Annotated in this window: 12 protein-coding genes and 2 tRNA genes; 2 read left to right on the top strand and 12 right to left on the bottom strand. The window is 43.7% G+C overall.

Translation table 11 applies throughout. From position 1 onward, the window contains the following. Positions 1–52: 52 nt before the first annotated feature. The 4 genes from F612_RS0104480 to uvrC all read right to left on the bottom strand — a co-directional run bounded on the left by F612_RS0104480 (position 53) and on the right by uvrC (position 2,841). Positions 53–126: transfer RNA gene (locus F612_RS0104480), tRNA-Cys, on the bottom strand. A gap of 8 nt (positions 127–134) precedes the next feature. Then, a tRNA-Gly gene (locus F612_RS0104485) sits at positions 135–209 on the bottom strand. A 104-nt stretch (positions 210–313) separates the two neighbouring features. Continuing rightward, entirely contained in the window at positions 314–892 is a 579-nt protein-coding gene (gene pgsA / locus F612_RS0104490) for a CDP-diacylglycerol--glycerol-3-phosphate 3-phosphatidyltransferase (protein ID WP_026329630.1), read from the bottom strand. Positions 893–972: 80 nt separating this feature from the next. After that, positions 973–2,841 (bottom strand): excinuclease ABC subunit UvrC, encoded by a 1,869-nt coding sequence (gene uvrC / locus F612_RS0104495; protein WP_157760506.1) that lies wholly within the window; start codon positions 2,839–2,841, stop codon positions 973–975. A 131-nt stretch (positions 2,842–2,972) separates the two neighbouring features. On the opposite strand from uvrC, the gene F612_RS0104500 reads away from it, so the two are divergent. After that, positions 2,973–3,926, top strand: coding sequence for a S49 family peptidase (locus F612_RS0104500; RefSeq protein ID WP_019556559.1), 954 nt, complete (start codon positions 2,973–2,975; stop codon positions 3,924–3,926). Positions 3,927–4,047: 121 nt separating this feature from the next. Here the strand turns inward: F612_RS0104500 and F612_RS0104505 are convergent, their stop codons facing one another. Next, on the bottom strand, positions 4,048–4,626 hold the full coding sequence (locus tag F612_RS0104505; RefSeq protein ID WP_157760456.1) for a hypothetical protein: 579 nt from the start codon (positions 4,624–4,626) through the stop codon (positions 4,048–4,050). Positions 4,627–4,781: 155 nt separating this feature from the next. Further along, positions 4,782–7,355, bottom strand: a complete 2,574-nt coding sequence (gene acnB, locus F612_RS0104510) for a bifunctional aconitate hydratase 2/2-methylisocitrate dehydratase (RefSeq protein WP_019556561.1) — start codon at positions 7,353–7,355, stop codon at positions 4,782–4,784. Between the two features lie 392 nt (positions 7,356–7,747). On the opposite strand from acnB, the gene F612_RS13175 reads away from it, so the two are divergent. Next, positions 7,748–8,275 carry a hypothetical protein gene (locus F612_RS13175; protein WP_019556562.1) on the top strand — a complete coding sequence of 176 codons (528 nt, stop codon included), beginning with the start codon at positions 7,748–7,750 and terminating at the stop codon, positions 8,273–8,275. Between the two features lie 498 nt (positions 8,276–8,773). Here the strand turns inward: F612_RS13175 and F612_RS0104520 are convergent, their stop codons facing one another. From F612_RS0104520 to F612_RS0104545, 6 genes are all read right to left on the bottom strand, one after another. Further along, the gene (locus F612_RS0104520; protein WP_019556563.1) at positions 8,774–10,069 is read right to left on the bottom strand and encodes a DUF2254 domain-containing protein; all 1,296 of its coding nucleotides are present in this window, start codon (positions 10,067–10,069) and stop codon (positions 8,774–8,776) included. A 110-nt stretch (positions 10,070–10,179) separates the two neighbouring features. After that, positions 10,180–10,431: a GlsB/YeaQ/YmgE family stress response membrane protein gene (locus F612_RS0104525; protein ID WP_019556564.1), complete on the bottom strand. Its 252-nt coding sequence runs from the start codon at positions 10,429–10,431 to the stop codon at positions 10,180–10,182. A gap of 13 nt (positions 10,432–10,444) precedes the next feature. Further along, positions 10,445–10,654 (bottom strand): DUF3185 family protein, encoded by a 210-nt coding sequence (locus F612_RS0104530; RefSeq protein ID WP_019556565.1) that lies wholly within the window; start codon positions 10,652–10,654, stop codon positions 10,445–10,447. Positions 10,655–11,025: 371 nt separating this feature from the next. Further along, on the bottom strand, positions 11,026–12,357 hold the full coding sequence (locus tag F612_RS0104535; RefSeq protein ID WP_322785250.1) for an APC family permease: 1,332 nt from the start codon (positions 12,355–12,357) through the stop codon (positions 11,026–11,028). Positions 12,358–12,939: 582 nt separating this feature from the next. Continuing rightward, the gene (locus F612_RS12190) at positions 12,940–14,016 is read right to left on the bottom strand and encodes a DUF4116 domain-containing protein (protein WP_019556567.1); all 1,077 of its coding nucleotides are present in this window, start codon (positions 14,014–14,016) and stop codon (positions 12,940–12,942) included. 632 nt (positions 14,017–14,648) lie between these two features. After that, a complete protein-coding gene (locus F612_RS0104545; protein ID WP_245539512.1) occupies positions 14,649–16,181 on the bottom strand; it encodes a hypothetical protein in 1,533 nt (510 codons plus the stop codon). Between the last annotated feature and the right edge of the window lie 197 nt (positions 16,182–16,378).

Here is a 16,378-nt window from a genome sequence, read left to right on the forward strand (position 1 = left end):
TAGCTAACATTTAAAATGCTAAGTCAAAATTTATCAAATTTCCAAATGTAAATGGAGGCGGAACCCGGAGTCGAACCGAGGTAGATGGATTTGCAATCCACTGCATAGCCACTTTGCTATTCCGCCAATATATTTGGAGCGGGAAACGAGGATCGAACTCGCGACCCCAACCTTGGCAAGGTTGTGCTCTACCGCTGAGCTATTCCCGCTTGATGTGGCGTATTATAGGGAATCGACTTTAAACGTCAAGCAATTTTTAGTAAAAATCCGAAAAGAAAGTTCAGTTAACAAGGCTTAAAGCACGAAAACAAAATTATCCTTCTGATTTGACTGAACGGATGATTTCTGGCAATGCGGCTTTGGTATATTGAATCCAAGTAATCACCGTCAGGGTTGCTGCAAAGTACAACATTGGGAAACCGAGCTCGCCCCAATTGACACCCCACAACTCGCCACCGTACAACAACCACGTCAATGCGGCCAGCTGTGAAGCTGTCTTAAGCTTTCCTAAGTTAGACACGGCCACAACTTCACGAGCATTATTCTCAGCCATCCATTCACGTAAAGCTGATATGCCAATTTCACGCATCATAATTAAAACGGCTGAAATAATCACATAAATATTATCGTGATACTCTGCCGCGACGACAATCAGCGCCGCGGCCACAATCAACTTATCCGCAACAGGATCCAGAAAAGCACCCAATTTACTATCAACACCTAATTTTCTGGCTAAATAGCCATCAAACCAATCGGTAATGGCGGCCACCATAAAGGCTAACCCTGCCCAGTAACGGGCGTCTTCTATCGGCGCGTAGTAACAGATCAAAAATACTGGAATTAAAACAACGCGTGACCAGGTCATCATCATCGGGAGGGATCGTAAATTCATAATTTTCTTTTTTTCTTTAATAATAGATAGGAGGAATACTATCATAAGCTAAGAATGTTTAAGGTGATTCACCCCAGTTTTTATAAACTTCCATGAAAAAAATCATAGATTCGTTGTGCTTTGTCCTGACTGACCCCTTTGACTTTACTTAACTCAGAGATTGAAGCTAGCTTAACCTCCGTTAATCCACCGAAGTGTAACAGTAAAATTTTTCGGGTTTTCGGCCCTATGCCTTCAATGGACTCTAAATTAGAATGGGTTTGCGCTTTGGTGCGTTTGGCTCTATGCGCTGTAATAGCAAAGCGGTGTGCTTCATCACGAATATGGTTTATTAGATGTAATGCTATATCATCCGACTCTAAATCAATGCCTTGCATATTATAAGGCGTATAAAGCACCTCTAAGCCCGCCTTACGCCCCTCGCCTTTAGCAACAGAGACCAAAGGAATATTGTCTAACTCCAATCCCTTAAGAACCTCAATGGCTTGGTTCAGCTGACCCTTACCGCCATCCACGACAATTAAATCTGGTAACTGGGCCGATTCTGTTTTTAAACGACTGTAACGCCGCTCCAGGACTTGAAACATGGCGGCATAATCGTCGCCCCCAGTAATGCCTGAGATATTGAATTTTCGATAGGCCTGGGTGTTTGGAATACCTTCTGCAAACACTACACAACTTGCAATCGTCAACTCGCCCATAGTATGACTAATATCAAAACACTCCATGTAGTTCGGCGGGTTCACTAACCCTAAAGCTTCTTGTAAGGCTTTGACGCGCTGAACCTGAGTCGCTTTCTGGGTAACATGTTGCTTTAGCCCTGCATTGGCATTGGTTTGTGCTAACTTAATTAAACCTTTTGCGGTCTGTTGAACGGGCTGTTTTATTTTAACCAGGCCTAGTCGTTTATCTTTTAACCACGACTCTAATCCAGCTTGCTCGGTTAATTTGATCGGCAGTAAAATTTCAGCAGGCACTGGATGAGATTGATAGTGCTGGGTGACAAAAGCCGCTAACACGTCTTGTTCTTCGGCTGAATCCATATATTTTGGATAGAAGTGCTCACTGCCCCACAGGTTGCCACCTCGATACATCATTAAACAGACACAGACTTGATTAGCCTGTTCAGCCGTAACAATCACATCTATATCTTTAGTACCAGGTTGATTAATAAGATGCTGACTCTGTATCGCCCTTAAAGCCGCCACCTTATCGCGATAGGATGCTGCCTGTTCAAACTCTAAAGAGTCAGCTGCCTGCTCCATCTTTTCACCAAGCACTTCAATGACCCTAAAGCTTTTGCCCTGCAGAAACATCAACGTATGCTCAACATCCTCTTGGTAGGCTTCCTTTGTCACCAATCCATCAACGCATGGGCCCGAACAGCGTTTAATTTGGTATTGCAGACACGGACGCGAACGATGGTTAAAAACGCTTTCGGCACACTGCCTTACTGGAAAAATCTTTTGTAAAGCCTGTAAGGTTTGATGGACCGCTGACGTATTTGGGAAAGGGCCAAAATACTCCCCTATTCGGCGCTTTGCGCCACGATGGTAACTTAATGCGGGATACTCTTTGCCTGTAGAAACATAAATAGAGGGATAAGATTTATCATCTCTAAAGAGAATATTGTATTTAGGTTTGTGGCGCTTAATGAGAGTGTTTTCGAGAATTAAGGCTTCGCTCTCTGTATCAGTGACCGTCACTTCAACTTTGGCAACCTGCTCAACCATAGAAGCCGTCTTGATCTCATCATGCCTTTTCTTAAAATAACTGCTGACTCGACGTTTTAGATTTTTGGCCTTACCGACATAGATAATCACGCCTTTTTTATTCAACATCCGATAGACGCCAGGTCGCTGTGTTAACTGCTTTAAGAAAGCATCTATATCAAATTCGAATAAAGCACTCCCTGACAGTTCCACAGGCGGCAAGCTATCTTCCTGCATATCGGTAGCTTGAATAAGTTCTGTCTGACTTTTGGCAGACTCACTATTTTTTAGAGTAGGCGTATTTTCTTGGGTCATAGGCTCGAACAGGGTAGAATTACAAAACTTGAAATTATTATAAGGCATTCAAAATGGAACAAGAGTCTCAAAAATCAGAAAATAGCTTTAATCGACTGGCCACGGCCGTAGAGTCTCTGGTCAAACAAGAACGTTGGACTCGCCGTTTTGCCAATTTTCTAAAACTGGCCATTGCGGCCTACATCATTTTCTTTATTTATATGGCCACTCAAAGCATAGGCTCTTTGAACGATATTGATGGATTGTCTGCAGGTAAAGATCATGTCGCTGTTGTCAGAATTGAAGGCCCCATTATGCCAGGGTCTAAAATCAGTGCTGAAAAAATCAATCCTTTGTTAGAACAAGCTTTTAGTAACAAGCATAGTAAAGCCGTCATTATTAAAGCAAACTCTCCTGGTGGAAGCCCCGTTCAGTCAGCCTTGATTAATGATGAAATTACACGTTTGAAAAAAATCTATAACAAGCCAGTTTACGTCGTCGTTGAAGACCTATGTGCATCTGGCTGTTATTACATTGCAGTGGCGGCCGATGAGATCTATGCCAATAAAGGATCGATGATTGGTTCTATCGGTGTGCGTATGGACTCTTTCGGTGTTACGGGCTTAATGGACAAGATCGGGATTGAAAACCGCTCAATGCATGCCGGAGCCCACAAAACCTTTATTGACCCTTTCAGCCCTAAAGACGAAGCAGGGCGCGCTTTTTTCCAAGAAAAAGTGCTCGAAAAAACACATCAACTGTTTATTTCTGCCGTACGTGAGGGTCGTGGAGATCGCATTAAAGAGACCGAAAACACCTATACAGGTTTAGTCTGGTTAGGAGAAGATGCGATGGCCAATGGTATGATTGATGGCCTTAGTGATTTAAACAGTGTGGCGCGTGATATTATCGGTGTTAAAAATGTGCGTTATTACGAAGGTGAGAAAAGCATTATGGAAGAGTTACTGGGGGATATTACCTCTGAAACCTCGAGTAAATTATCACTCTATTTAAGTACTCTGCATTAACCTTTTTAAAGCCCCACTGATTGATCCATACATACAATCATGTCTGGTGGCTTTCTTAGGGATAAAAAAGCCTGATAAACTCAGGCTTTTTGTCTCTAAAATTAATAATTCTCGCTGTGCTCTATAGTAAATTCAAAGACTTCATTGACTCTAAGGTCCATTCAACCTCTTCAACCCCATAAGCAAGACCATTCTCTTTTTGATAGGTTAACATCGCCCGCTGAGTTCTGTCATCCCACAGGCCATTCAACAAATTTGATCTAGTTACTTTCTCTGACGTTAAATAGCCTTTATCATGCAGACTGGCTTGCACTTTAATAATATTTTTCACGGTAAAATGCTTTTTACAAATAGCGGCACGATAACTTTCTCTCTGCTCAGAAATTTGCACTTTGGTATCAGATGATAACGTTTGAGCAGGCACCGTCACACGCACTATACAGTTCCCTGCAAGTACGGGTAAGTTCATCTTTTTCAGATGGGCAAATACGCTCGCTCTCACCACTTGTTGCTTATACTCTGCTTGAACTCTTACACGCTCTGCGGCCTTGGCTTTATGAATCATTAAGTCAATATCTGTTTGTGAGATGCCCCCGTGATTGGCCGAATCCATCCTCTTAACCACACTCTCCGAACAGCCTATTAAACTTATCGAAGAAAATATGAGAAGTGTACTGACGGAAAGTCTAAATATGAACATGCTTACCCCTTTTAATCTATTTTTCAAATAACGATCATTTTAACGTATTACTTTCGATGATACAGCCTGTTGAGAGGGTGATTTTTAGGCATAAAAAAACCGCTTTTGACATACGTCAGAAGCGGTTTTCTATTAAAAGGCCGTTAACAAGAGAGTTAACCTACTGCAACGCCAATTTCTGCCAATGTTTTTGGCGACACGACGTCGTAGTCCGCCATCTCATCAAACTGTAAGTAACGATAAACATCATCCCCCATGGTATCCAGCATCGCCACTTCTTTTAGATATTCAGCTGGCGTCGGCAATTTACCTAAAGCAGCACAGACCGCCGCTAACTCGGCAGAACCCAGGTAAACGTTTGCGCCATTCCCCAAACGATTCGGGAAGTTACGGGTAGAGGTTGAGAACACAGTGGCACCATCCATAACACGGGCTTGGTTCCCCATACACAGTGAGCAACCCGGCATCTCGGTACGCGCACCGACTCGGCCATAAATACTGTAATACCCCTCTTCAATCAACTGACGTTCATCCATTTTGGTAGGGGGTGCAATCCACAGACGCGTTGGTACATTACCCATACTCTCTAACACTTTACCCGCTGCACGATAGTGACCGATATTGGTCATACATGAACCGATAAAGACTTCATCAATTTTGGTGCCCGCTACATCAGATAATAACTTAACATCATCTGGATCATTCGGACAAGCTACGATCGGCTCTTTGATTTCGTTTAAGTCAATTTCAATCACGGCCGCATAATCTGCATCGGCATCCGCTGACAATAACTGTGGATTATTTATCCATGCCTGCATCTCATCACGACGACGTAACAATGTACGCGCATCGGCATACCCGTTTTCGACCATCCAGTCGATTAATGCCATATTTGATTTTAAGTAAGCAATAATAGGTTCTTCAGATAACTTAACCACACAACCATTTGCAGAACGTTCAGCGGAGGCATCAGACAACTCAAATGCTTGCTCTACGGCTAGGTGTTCAAGCCCTTCAATCTCTAATACACGACCATTAAAGACATTCTTTTTACCTTTCTTCTCAATCGTCAATGAACCTTCTTGAATCGCTTGGTAAGGAATGGCGTTGACCAAATCACGCAATGTGACACCTGGCTGCATTTTGCCTTTAAAACGCACCAATACTGACTCAGGCATATTCAAAGGCATAACACCCAAAGTTGCCCCAAAAGCCACCAAACCAGAACCCGCAGGGAAAGAGATACCAATCGGGAAACGCGTATGAGAATCGCCTCCCGTACCCACAGTATCAGGCAGTAACAGACGGTTTAACCAAGAGTGAATAACGCCGTCACCAGGACGTAACGCCACCCCACCACGACTGGTCATAAAGTCTGGTAACGAGTGCTGTAAAGTAATATCGACCGGCTTTGGATACGCGGCGGTGTGACAGAAAGACTGCATGACTAAATCGGCAGAGAAACCTAAACAAGCCAACTCTTTCATCTCATCACGGGTCATTGCACCAGTGGTGTCTTGAGAACCGACGGTGGTCATGTGGGGTTCGCAGTACATCCCAGGACGAACACCCGCAATACCACACGCCTTACCGACCATTTTTTGAGCCAAGGTATAACCGTGGTTTGCTTGCGACTTATCTGACGGACGAATAAATATTTCGGAAGGGCCCATTCCTAACGCAGTACGCGCCTTATCCGTTAAACCACGACCGATTATTAATGGGACACGTCCACCAGCACGTACTTCGTCCGGCATGGTCTCTGGAGCAATCTCAAAAGTAGAGAGAGTCTCCCCTGCTTCGTTAGTGACTTTACCAGCGTATGGGTGAATCGTAATCACATCACCCATATTCATAGAATCAACATCACACTCAATCGGTAATGAGCCTGAATCTTCAGCAGTATTGAAGAAAATGGGTGCAATTTTGCCACCTAAAACCACGCCACCTTGGCGTTTATTCGGGACATAATGAATGTCTTCACCAAAGAACCACATAACCGAGTTCATAGCCGATTTACGAGATGAGCCCGTTCCAACCACATCGCCAACATAAGCAACCGTATGGCCTTTGGCTTTTAATTGATCCATCACAGCGCCGACATCATCAATACGCGCCGCTAACATCTCTTTAGCATGTAGTGGAATATCAGGACGTGACCATGCAGCTGTCGCTGGAGAGAGATCATCGGTATTGGTTTCACCTTCCACCTTGAAAACGGTTACGGTAATTTCTTCTGGCATCTTTGGTTTATTGGTAAACCATTCGGCATTTGCCCACGACTGCATTACCTGCATCGCATAATCGTTAGTTTTCGATTTCTCGACCACATCATGATACGCATCGTAAACCAATAACGTTTTAGAAAGCGCCTTTACTGCAGCTTCTGCGACATTGGCTTTGTCACTGTCTAACAAGCTAATTAAAGGTTGAACGTTATAACCGCCAAGCATTGTGCCTAACAAAAACGTCGCTTGTTCAGCAGAGATTAAGTCATTGGTCATCGTGCCATTCGCCACATCTGTTAAAAAGCCAGCCTTAACATAAGAAGCTTCATCCACGCCTGGCGGTACGCGATTCGTTAACAAGTCCACCACAAAACTTTCTTCACCGGCTGGTGGATTTTTAATCAACTCAACCAATGAAGCAGTTTGTTCCGCGGTTAGCGGTAACGGCGGCAGACCTTGCTCTGAACGTTCTGCAACGTGACTACGGTAGGCATCTAACATGATGAGATTTCTCCTGAAAATTAAAATTTGAATGCACGTATTTTATCACAGTAAAAAACGGATGGTTTCTGGATTGTCTGGGGTTTTTCATGGGATTAAAATCTAACAGGTCTCGGTAGATTGAGACCATGAATGAAAGAGACGTTTATTTTGCTTGCCTTATTACGAATTTTTGCTAACATCATAAGTGATTTTATTATAATCACAAGATTATTGGCATTGAGTATATTAATACTCTCTTCCTACCTGCTGGACTTATATTCCAAATGCAGGTTACTCAAGTGTACACGCCAATCTGTAAAATTATTTATGACCAAGTTAGCCTCTGAATGGGTTGCAGGGGCCATGGTTACCCACTTGCATCAACCTCTATTTATAAGGAGTCAACCATTATGAAACACACATTGATTATATCTGCTTTAACTGGCGTCTTATCGCTGTCCACTGGCTATGCGCTGGCGGCAGGCCAAGAGAGTTCATCCACACAAGACACTGTCTACGGTAGTCAAATGATGACGCAACAGGAACGTGCAGAATATCGTAGCAAACTGAATGCCGCTAAAACGGCTACACAAAAAGAACAGATCCGTAATGAACATCATCAAAGTATGCAAGAACGTGCGAAATCACAGGGACTTAGCCTACCCGACTCACCCTCGATGCAAAAAAATAACATGAGACAGGGTAACGGCATGGGTTCAGGCAATGATATGAAAGGCATGGGTTCAGGACACGAAATGAAAGGCATGGGATCGGGCAATGGTATGGATGACATGGGGGCTGACGGAAACATGAAATCTGGCGGAGACATGGAATCAGGCAGTGGGATGGAATCGGACAGTAACAAGGGATATGGAAGAGGCATGGGAACTGGCAAACGCATGCCATCTGGTGAGGATATGGAGTCTGAAGACCGCTAATCCTGACCTCTCCTGGAATTTTAAAGTTCGTATGCAGTAAAGAAGCTTGGACGAGACATCTTTTGTATGCACCGTCCATTCATTTTAAATCTAGAAGCTTAAATCTGTTAACACATTGACGCTGGACCACTAGAGTCAATCAAATACAAGTCACTTGTCATTAATCATTAATCATTAATCATTAATTGTGTCGTATTTAATACCGTGGATATAGCCTTTCACATTAATTAACTCTACTTTAGCTTACATTCCTAAACATATTGCTCTCTTTCCAGAGAAACTCTCGCATTCATCTGTACGCACTCTTAGGAGTGTAAAAAATCTTCCTCAACTCCGTCCCTAACGTGATGCATTTGTAACTAACCACGCCAGGTTGAGAATGCCTTATAAACTCATATCATAAGATAGGAAAATCAACCGTCATTATCAAGACTTTGAAGAAATTAGAGGTTAAAAAAGATCAGAACATTTTAACGAGCTAGTCCACTAAAAGGGCTTCTAAGCGTTCTGAGAAGATGCAAACCTGGCAGCATCACGTATGGCCGTCAAATCTTCAGTTATATCCAGTACAAGTTGCGCACGTTTCAGTGCCAGTTGACTATGATACTCGGCGGCCTCTCGCATTTCTGAACCCCCTGTTGATGCAAGAGAGTGTAGCGCTTTTTGTAACCGCACTGACACTTCGACAGTACTTGCGCCGTCACGGGCAATGGCCGTAAAAGCGTCATCGAACATATCACTCACCGAGACTTCAGGGACTTCTACTCGATCGTACTTTGGAACAGATTCATCTTTATCTTTAGCCTTATCGTCGGACTCAAACCCACTCCATAAGGCAAAAAGTCGCACCATGGTTCCTATAATATCAATGGCTGTACCCGGATCATTAACGGCTGGTGACAAAGCTCGTCCGGCAATTTCCGACAATACAACCAAACCAAATCGTGGGTCGTCATCAAACAGGCGATCATTTCCGATTTGGAACGAGTCAATAACACCTTTGTGGTTCATTTTAGGCCGGTCGCTAGGCAAGGTACTGACGTAGGCCAAAGCTCTTCCAGGCACGGCGAATGTGCCTGGCAAAGCCGCCACCACCACCCGCACTTCATATTCTTCAGCCCACGTTTGAAGTGCAGCAATATCGATGTGTTGAACATAACCCACCTTTTCCGCAAACACAGCAAATCCTAGCGCTTGTCCACTGACTGGCATGCCATAAAGCGTTGGGCCTTTTCGTCGACGTCGCAAGGCATCGGCAGTCGCCTTTTCAACCTTGCTAATCGTCGAGCCCATACGCCCCAGTCGGGCGACTCGATCAACCCAACGGACAAACATAATGATGACCAAGCCAAATACACTCGTTGTCAAAACAAAAAGAATAAAAAGACCTGCCGTCATAAAATATTCATTCTTGACTGCAGTGAGAGCCACTATGCTAAAAATAAAGGCACCCACAAAAGTAGAAAGCGCATTCTGGGACGCATCATCTGCGACGACCAAAGTAAATGAACGAGGAGTTGCCGTGCTGCTTGCCGAAGCGTAAGCAGAGACCATTGAACCTACCGAAAAGGTGGCGATCACCAACATACTGGTGGCCATGATGGACAACAGTGTCACAAGAGATTCTTCTGCAATCACAGGGACGATATTCGCTAAAGAAGTACCATCTGCAAATTTTGCGGTGAAGACCATCGCGATTGAGAGTAGACAAACGGCCAACGGCTTTACCCAAAGCCGGTCACGAAACCGATTGAGGATAACTCTGACTCGGTCCGATGAAAAAATAGAGGCCATCTTAAAGTCCTTTTTGCCGCTAAACAACAGAATAACCTGGCAACCGTTCAGTGGGTACGTTTTCCTGTTGAAACGGCAATCAGGTTATGTTTTTACGAGCGACTATTGAGTTAGGCCCTCTTGACGAGACTGATTATAAATAACAAAATAATAGCGCCAATTGTGGCCATAATAATAGCACCGAATAAGCCACCCGTTATAACATTAAGCAAACCGAATATAAAACCACCCAATATAGCGCCTAGAATTCCGACAATGATATTGCCTATGAGACCAAAGCCTCTTCCCTTCATTATGTTGCCGGCAAGCCAACCAGCCAATGCACCCACAGCGATAAATACGATTAAGCTTATTATATCCATATTGCCTCCAAGGTTATTTTCTAGCGAAAAGGAAGAGACCTACAACAAAACTGATCGCGCCAGTAATGTAGTATGTCATGACCTTATCTGTGTCTGCTCCTGTCACCGCTTCTGTTATCTGTGATCCGACAGAATCAGATAATTGAAACCCCCATACTGCAAGACCAATTCCTAAAACCATTAAGGCAAGACCCATAACTTTCATTGTCGCTGCTGAACCCATTTGTTGAACTCCTATCATTTAAAAAAGACTAAATATATTTAATATAAAAACTAACGCTTAACCTAAATTGTTAAGAGTGGGCGTTAGCCTTTTAACTTTCGATGTTAATAAAAACCTAATATTAATAAGTATTTTAACTAACTATTGTAAGTTGGTTCAATACTATCAAATTAATTATTGGTTTGGTAGCTTATTTTTTCATCATATTGCCACACAGGCTCTTGTGAACAAGCCTATAAACAACCAGGCCTGGTTGTTTTGATATAAATAGACAAGACAACCCCCTCTTTCAATAACGACACCTTACCACTGGCTCTTGACAAATGAATAGAATAATCTAGGTTCAATGACCCATTAACGCCGAGTGTTACTTATGGTTGTGATGTATTTTCATCGGACTCAACCGGATGGTATCGCAAGAAAAGCGCTTCACCTATTAGGATGAGTAACATGACTGTCACAGCAACGCCTACCACCAGTAAATCACTTGATATTTTTACCCAGAGGAATCCTGTCAGAACAATCAGATCAAGAATGATCGCGGTTATAAGAATAGCACTATGGGCACCAATTTCTTGTCGGAGATGACGGAACACACCCCAATGGAGAGCAATATCCATTATCAAGTAAAAAATAATGCCTAACGCCGCGATGCGTGACAGATCAAAGAAAGCCGTCAATAACAGACCCAAAACGACGGTATAGACCAAGGTATGCTTTTGGATATTGCCCGGCATTCCAAAATGGCTGTGGGGAACAAGTTTCATATCAGTCAGCATGGCCAACATCCTTGAAACTGCAAATATGCTGGCAATCACCCCGCCCGCTGTCGCCAGCATAGCCAGCACAACGGTAAACCATACAGCATATTTACCAAGCGCCGGTTTAGCGGCTGCGGCTAGCGAGTAATTCTTCGTATCAATAATTTCCTGAAGCGATAAATTGCTTGCGACAGCAAAGCCCACCAGTGCATATATAACAACACAGAGCGCGATGGAAATGATGATGGCTCTGCCCACATTCCGGTGTGGGTCTTTCAGCTCCGAACCACTATTTGTAATGGTTGTAAACCCTTTAAAAGCCAGAATACCAAGCGCCGTCGCCCCCAAAAAACCCGTCAAAGAGGTATCAAGATTCTGAGCTGAGAAATTCACTTCGGTGGAATCGGCTACGACAACCCCAACAATGCCAAACAAAACGATGCCGCCAATTTTGATAAACCCAAGTACTGATGAGACCCCTTGGATCATACTATTAGCCGATAAATTGATTAAAAAGGCCACCACTAATAATGCAACACCCAATGTCGGTACCAGCAAACTTGAATCACTGATTTCAAATAACTGTAGAGTGTAAGATCCAAATGTACGCGCCAGAAAACTCTGGGCAATGACCATCGAAAAATACATCAATAGAGCAAAGAAAGCCGTGGTCAATGTACTGCCATAGGCCTTTTTTAGGTACATAGCTATTCCGCCAGCCGATGGATACGCATTTGACATTTTGATATATGAGTAGGCGCTAAAGGAAACGACCAGCGCGGCCGAAAGAAACGCCAGAGGGAAAAGATTCCCGGTCATTTCAGCCATCTGACCGGTCAGGGCAAATATGCCTGCCCCAATCATCACCCCTGTGCCAAGGGCAACCGCTCCGACCAATGTCAGACTGTCTTTGCGGTATCGTGAGGTCCTATCTTCAGTCATGTCCATACTTTCGCTACTCTCTCATTGTTCAGGATTGATATTCTTTATCCTGGTGGTTCGAATGCCCGACTTTATGGGCCACTAAAGTGCAACCTAAGAACATTTTATATTTCAATAAAAACTCATTATTAAAGTTGAATCCTTCTGAAGGCCTGATTCTAATGCAACGGCTTTACGACTTCTCTACAGAAAAAAATAATAGAGGCAAAGTAAAATTAACCTTACGACGAAACCTTAATCTATCCATATACGATCTATCCATATACGATTTTATTAAACTTTTACTGCATTAAACAGTTTATTGTTAAGTATTTTAACTAATCACATTGAGCCGCTCCAATATAGCAAATTAAGGAATGCTTTGGCAATGTGTATCCTGTGTATTTCCACACGGACCCGAGTAATAAAATCATACAATAATGACATTTATGTTTTCAAACATGGTCATTGCAAGACTCTAAAACACATAACATTTAGAACAGCACCCCTTCTATTAAGCCGCTTAGGCGCACATTATAGGCGGACAGAAAAGAGCGGTCTCCATGCCCTTCTGGCATCACTTTACTGAAGTAGAGCCAACGTTTATTTTTTACCCTTACCAAAGAGATTCAGGAGATCCTGTCTCAGGATTGGCAGAATATCTTTTACCAAAGATTCTTTAACAAGCTTGATTTGAAGTGCTTTTCCGTCCTTATGCAACGCTTTTATACAACTGTTTTTAAGCCTGTTATTTTGTATATATTTAAGCGCCTTAACATCTTTAGCCACCGCTTCAAGACAGATTTCTTTAGTCTGATGAGTGATATATTTAAGAGCATAAAAATTGGTACGAACGGCCTCTAAACAAATTTCGTCGGTTTGATTTTTAACGTAACCCACGAGTACCCCATCATGTCGAACTGCGATAAGACACATCTCTTCTGTTTGATGTTTTACATACTCAAGTGCGGCTCCATTTCGACGCACAGCGATAAGGCACATCTCTTCTGTTTGATCCTGTACGTGCCTCAGAGCAAGGGGACTTTTATGAACCGCTTCAAGACAAATTTCTTGCGTTTGCTTTGTAACGTACTTGAGTGCATTGCCATTTTGACGAACAGCTTCCAGAGATATTTCTCGCGTTTGATTGGTGACGTATTCAAGAGTTGATCCATTCTGACGCACGGCTGCCAGGCATAATGCATCAGTTTTATGCTTTATAAACTTAAGATTGTCGGCGTCTTTAGTGATCGCTAATTGACATATTTCATCGGTCTGTTCAACGACATATTCGAAGGCGTATCCATTTTTAGTGACCGCTGCAAGGCATATCTCTTCCGTCTGATGTTCAACCATCCGCAGAACGGTTCCTGTTTCACGTACTGCCGCTAGACATATTCTATCCGTTTGATGGATAACATACATCAATGCCGTCCCTCGATGATGAACGGCTTCTAGACATATTTCTTCTGTTTGGTTACGAACATACTGCAACGCCATATAGTCTTGCCGAACCGCTGCCAGACAGATTTCTAGCGTTTGATCGCTGACATATTCAAGAGCAGATCCATTTTCACGGACGGCTTCCAAGCAGATCTCTTCCGTTTGGTTTTTAATGTGCTTAAGTGCTAATCCATTTTCACGGACGGCGTTAAGGTCTTTTAGTTGCTCGGTCATCATGGCCTATCTATCGTTGATGCAAAATGAATGATGTCACTTTTTTAGGTGATAAAAAAGGAGACACTCTGTTTTAATTTTTTGTTGAATAAGAGACAACTATTACGCGTTGTTCTACCATCCTTTTAAGATGGTCCAATATATCAAATTTACCAAGGATCTTGGTAAATTAACGCCTCATTTACATTCCATTATGACAATATTTCCTCCCACCTCTTTTAACCCTATTATTACGTTCTATAAAATTTGAAGACAGAAGCAGAGTAAGTGCAAATTACGAGCATGCAATTGAGCTTAATTCGATGTAGGTCATGATTAGGAGGGATTGTGATGCTGCGTGCTAGAAATAAGTTAAAAGAGAAAAATTAAGCGTAAACGGAATGTCGTTGATGCATTAAGTCGGCGGGTCGTGATGAAATCAAATAAATTTCACTCCGTTCCCAAATTTATATAAGCTTTTTCATGATCTATTTTTAATGACATAACGTTAATGACATAACTTTAATGACATAACGGATGTGTTTGTCGGCTGCTTTATTTAGGTTTGCACGCAATATCCTATTTTTTACAAATTCGATTCCTTTCGTAAACCAATGACCAAGTGACACTCCTTCTATTTTCATTTAGACAATGCATTAAGCAACGGTTGGATGCCGTAGCGCCGCCCAGCTTTTTAGAGCCATGTCTTGTACTTGATCGAATTCTTCTGTGGGCAGTTCGATCATGTCTGTCTGCATTGGAATGGACTCGTCATGAAAAATATACAGGCGTGAAGCCAGTTCAGGGAACGGCAGAGATGCTTCGCCGAAACGTTCACCGTGTCCGTGGGTGGAGACCACCACACCATTACCCCAGTCCTGACCACTGTCATTATTGGGGTTGTAAAAATACACACGCATCACCTCACCCTGGTCGAGGGCAACGCGCAACAAAGTGATGGCATGCCAGCCCACGAATTGAGCATTACTGTCGGTCACCGCAATGCCCGCCGGCTGTGGATGAATCACTGGTTGATTGCCATTGTATAATGGGTGATAACTGCGATAGAACTGGGCGAGATAATGGGTATAATCCTGTTTCATCTTACCCGTAGCAACATCTACGGCAATGAAGAATTCGCGTCCCACCCACCAACCGTGAAATTCTGGGTTAATCCAACGGTGTGGGTCTTCTCCCCGTCCCACACAAGCCTCACCCATAGCGTGATACACCCGATCAAGATGAGGCACAAGTACAATCGAAACTGGATCGGTATCGAGTGGAATATCACTCGCCAGACCAGGGGGGAGTTCCGCGGAAGCAATGAGCTGGCCTTCGAAATTCATCTGAATATTATCAAAACGAGCCGCCTGTGCAATTAGGTGGAGTAAGAAGTCTGGATCGTTATATGACCACATAGAAATGGCGCGTGCCGACTGGCAAGTGGGGTTATTACCTTGACCCACACCCAGTGGCTGACCCAGAACAGAAATCACCCCCGCAAGCAGGCGTACCCTAGGCGTCACTTCATCGCCATAAGCCGTCTGCAGTGCCGTTTTGGCCTGTGCCGAGGGCTGTAAATTAAGCTGACGCCATAACCCTGGAGCAATGGGTGGTGAATAGAGAATACCGCGCTCCAGTAGCATCGCCAATCCATATACTGTCTGTGCGGTTTGCGGGTGAATGGCTTCTTCAATGAGCTTGTGAATCAAGTCCTGATAAGTGCGCAGAGCATCCAGCCCAGTACTACTCAGACCCAAAGCATCTGGTATTAACTGGCTTTGCTCATGTTGCAGTAACCAACGCAGGTAGCCGGCGTGGTAATCGGATACTAAACCAACGTCTAGCATTGCCCGGGAGAAACCATAGGCTTCCCGTTGCAGGGTCGGAAAGTCCATGACCTCCAATCGCAATAGGTAGACCTCCATCCCAGGATCATCTAGGCAGCCCTGGGTCGGACTGAACAGTGCACTGATCAATCGATCCGATCCCAATAAAGCTTCCCCAATATTACCCACTCCCTCTGTCAGGGTCAGGGCTATTTGGGTCACCATCGTTTTCACACCATCGACCTGAATAGGTCGCTGAGCCAATATGCGCCATATTTCTTCAATCAGGCTACCGAGAATATTTTCAAACCCTATGTGTTCCAGCAGATAACGAAACAGTGCTTGGAGCCCATCTCCCAAACGACCAAGCCGAGTCCGTTGGGTCTCATTAGCAAGCCCAAACTGATAACTGAGATTCAGTGCCAGCACCTGGGTGAGGAAATGGCGTGCCTGCTCGACGGAAATGCCTTCATGCTTGTGCACGCCCTTAGCAATTGCCAGCAGTCGCAATTCACTCAGACATTCCAATATAACCAAAGATTTACTGCCCTGTTCAA

It is taken from the genome of Thiomicrorhabdus arctica DSM 13458 (genome assembly GCF_000381085.1).
Lineage (GTDB): Bacteria > Pseudomonadota > Gammaproteobacteria > Thiomicrospirales > Thiomicrospiraceae > Thiomicrorhabdus > Thiomicrorhabdus arctica.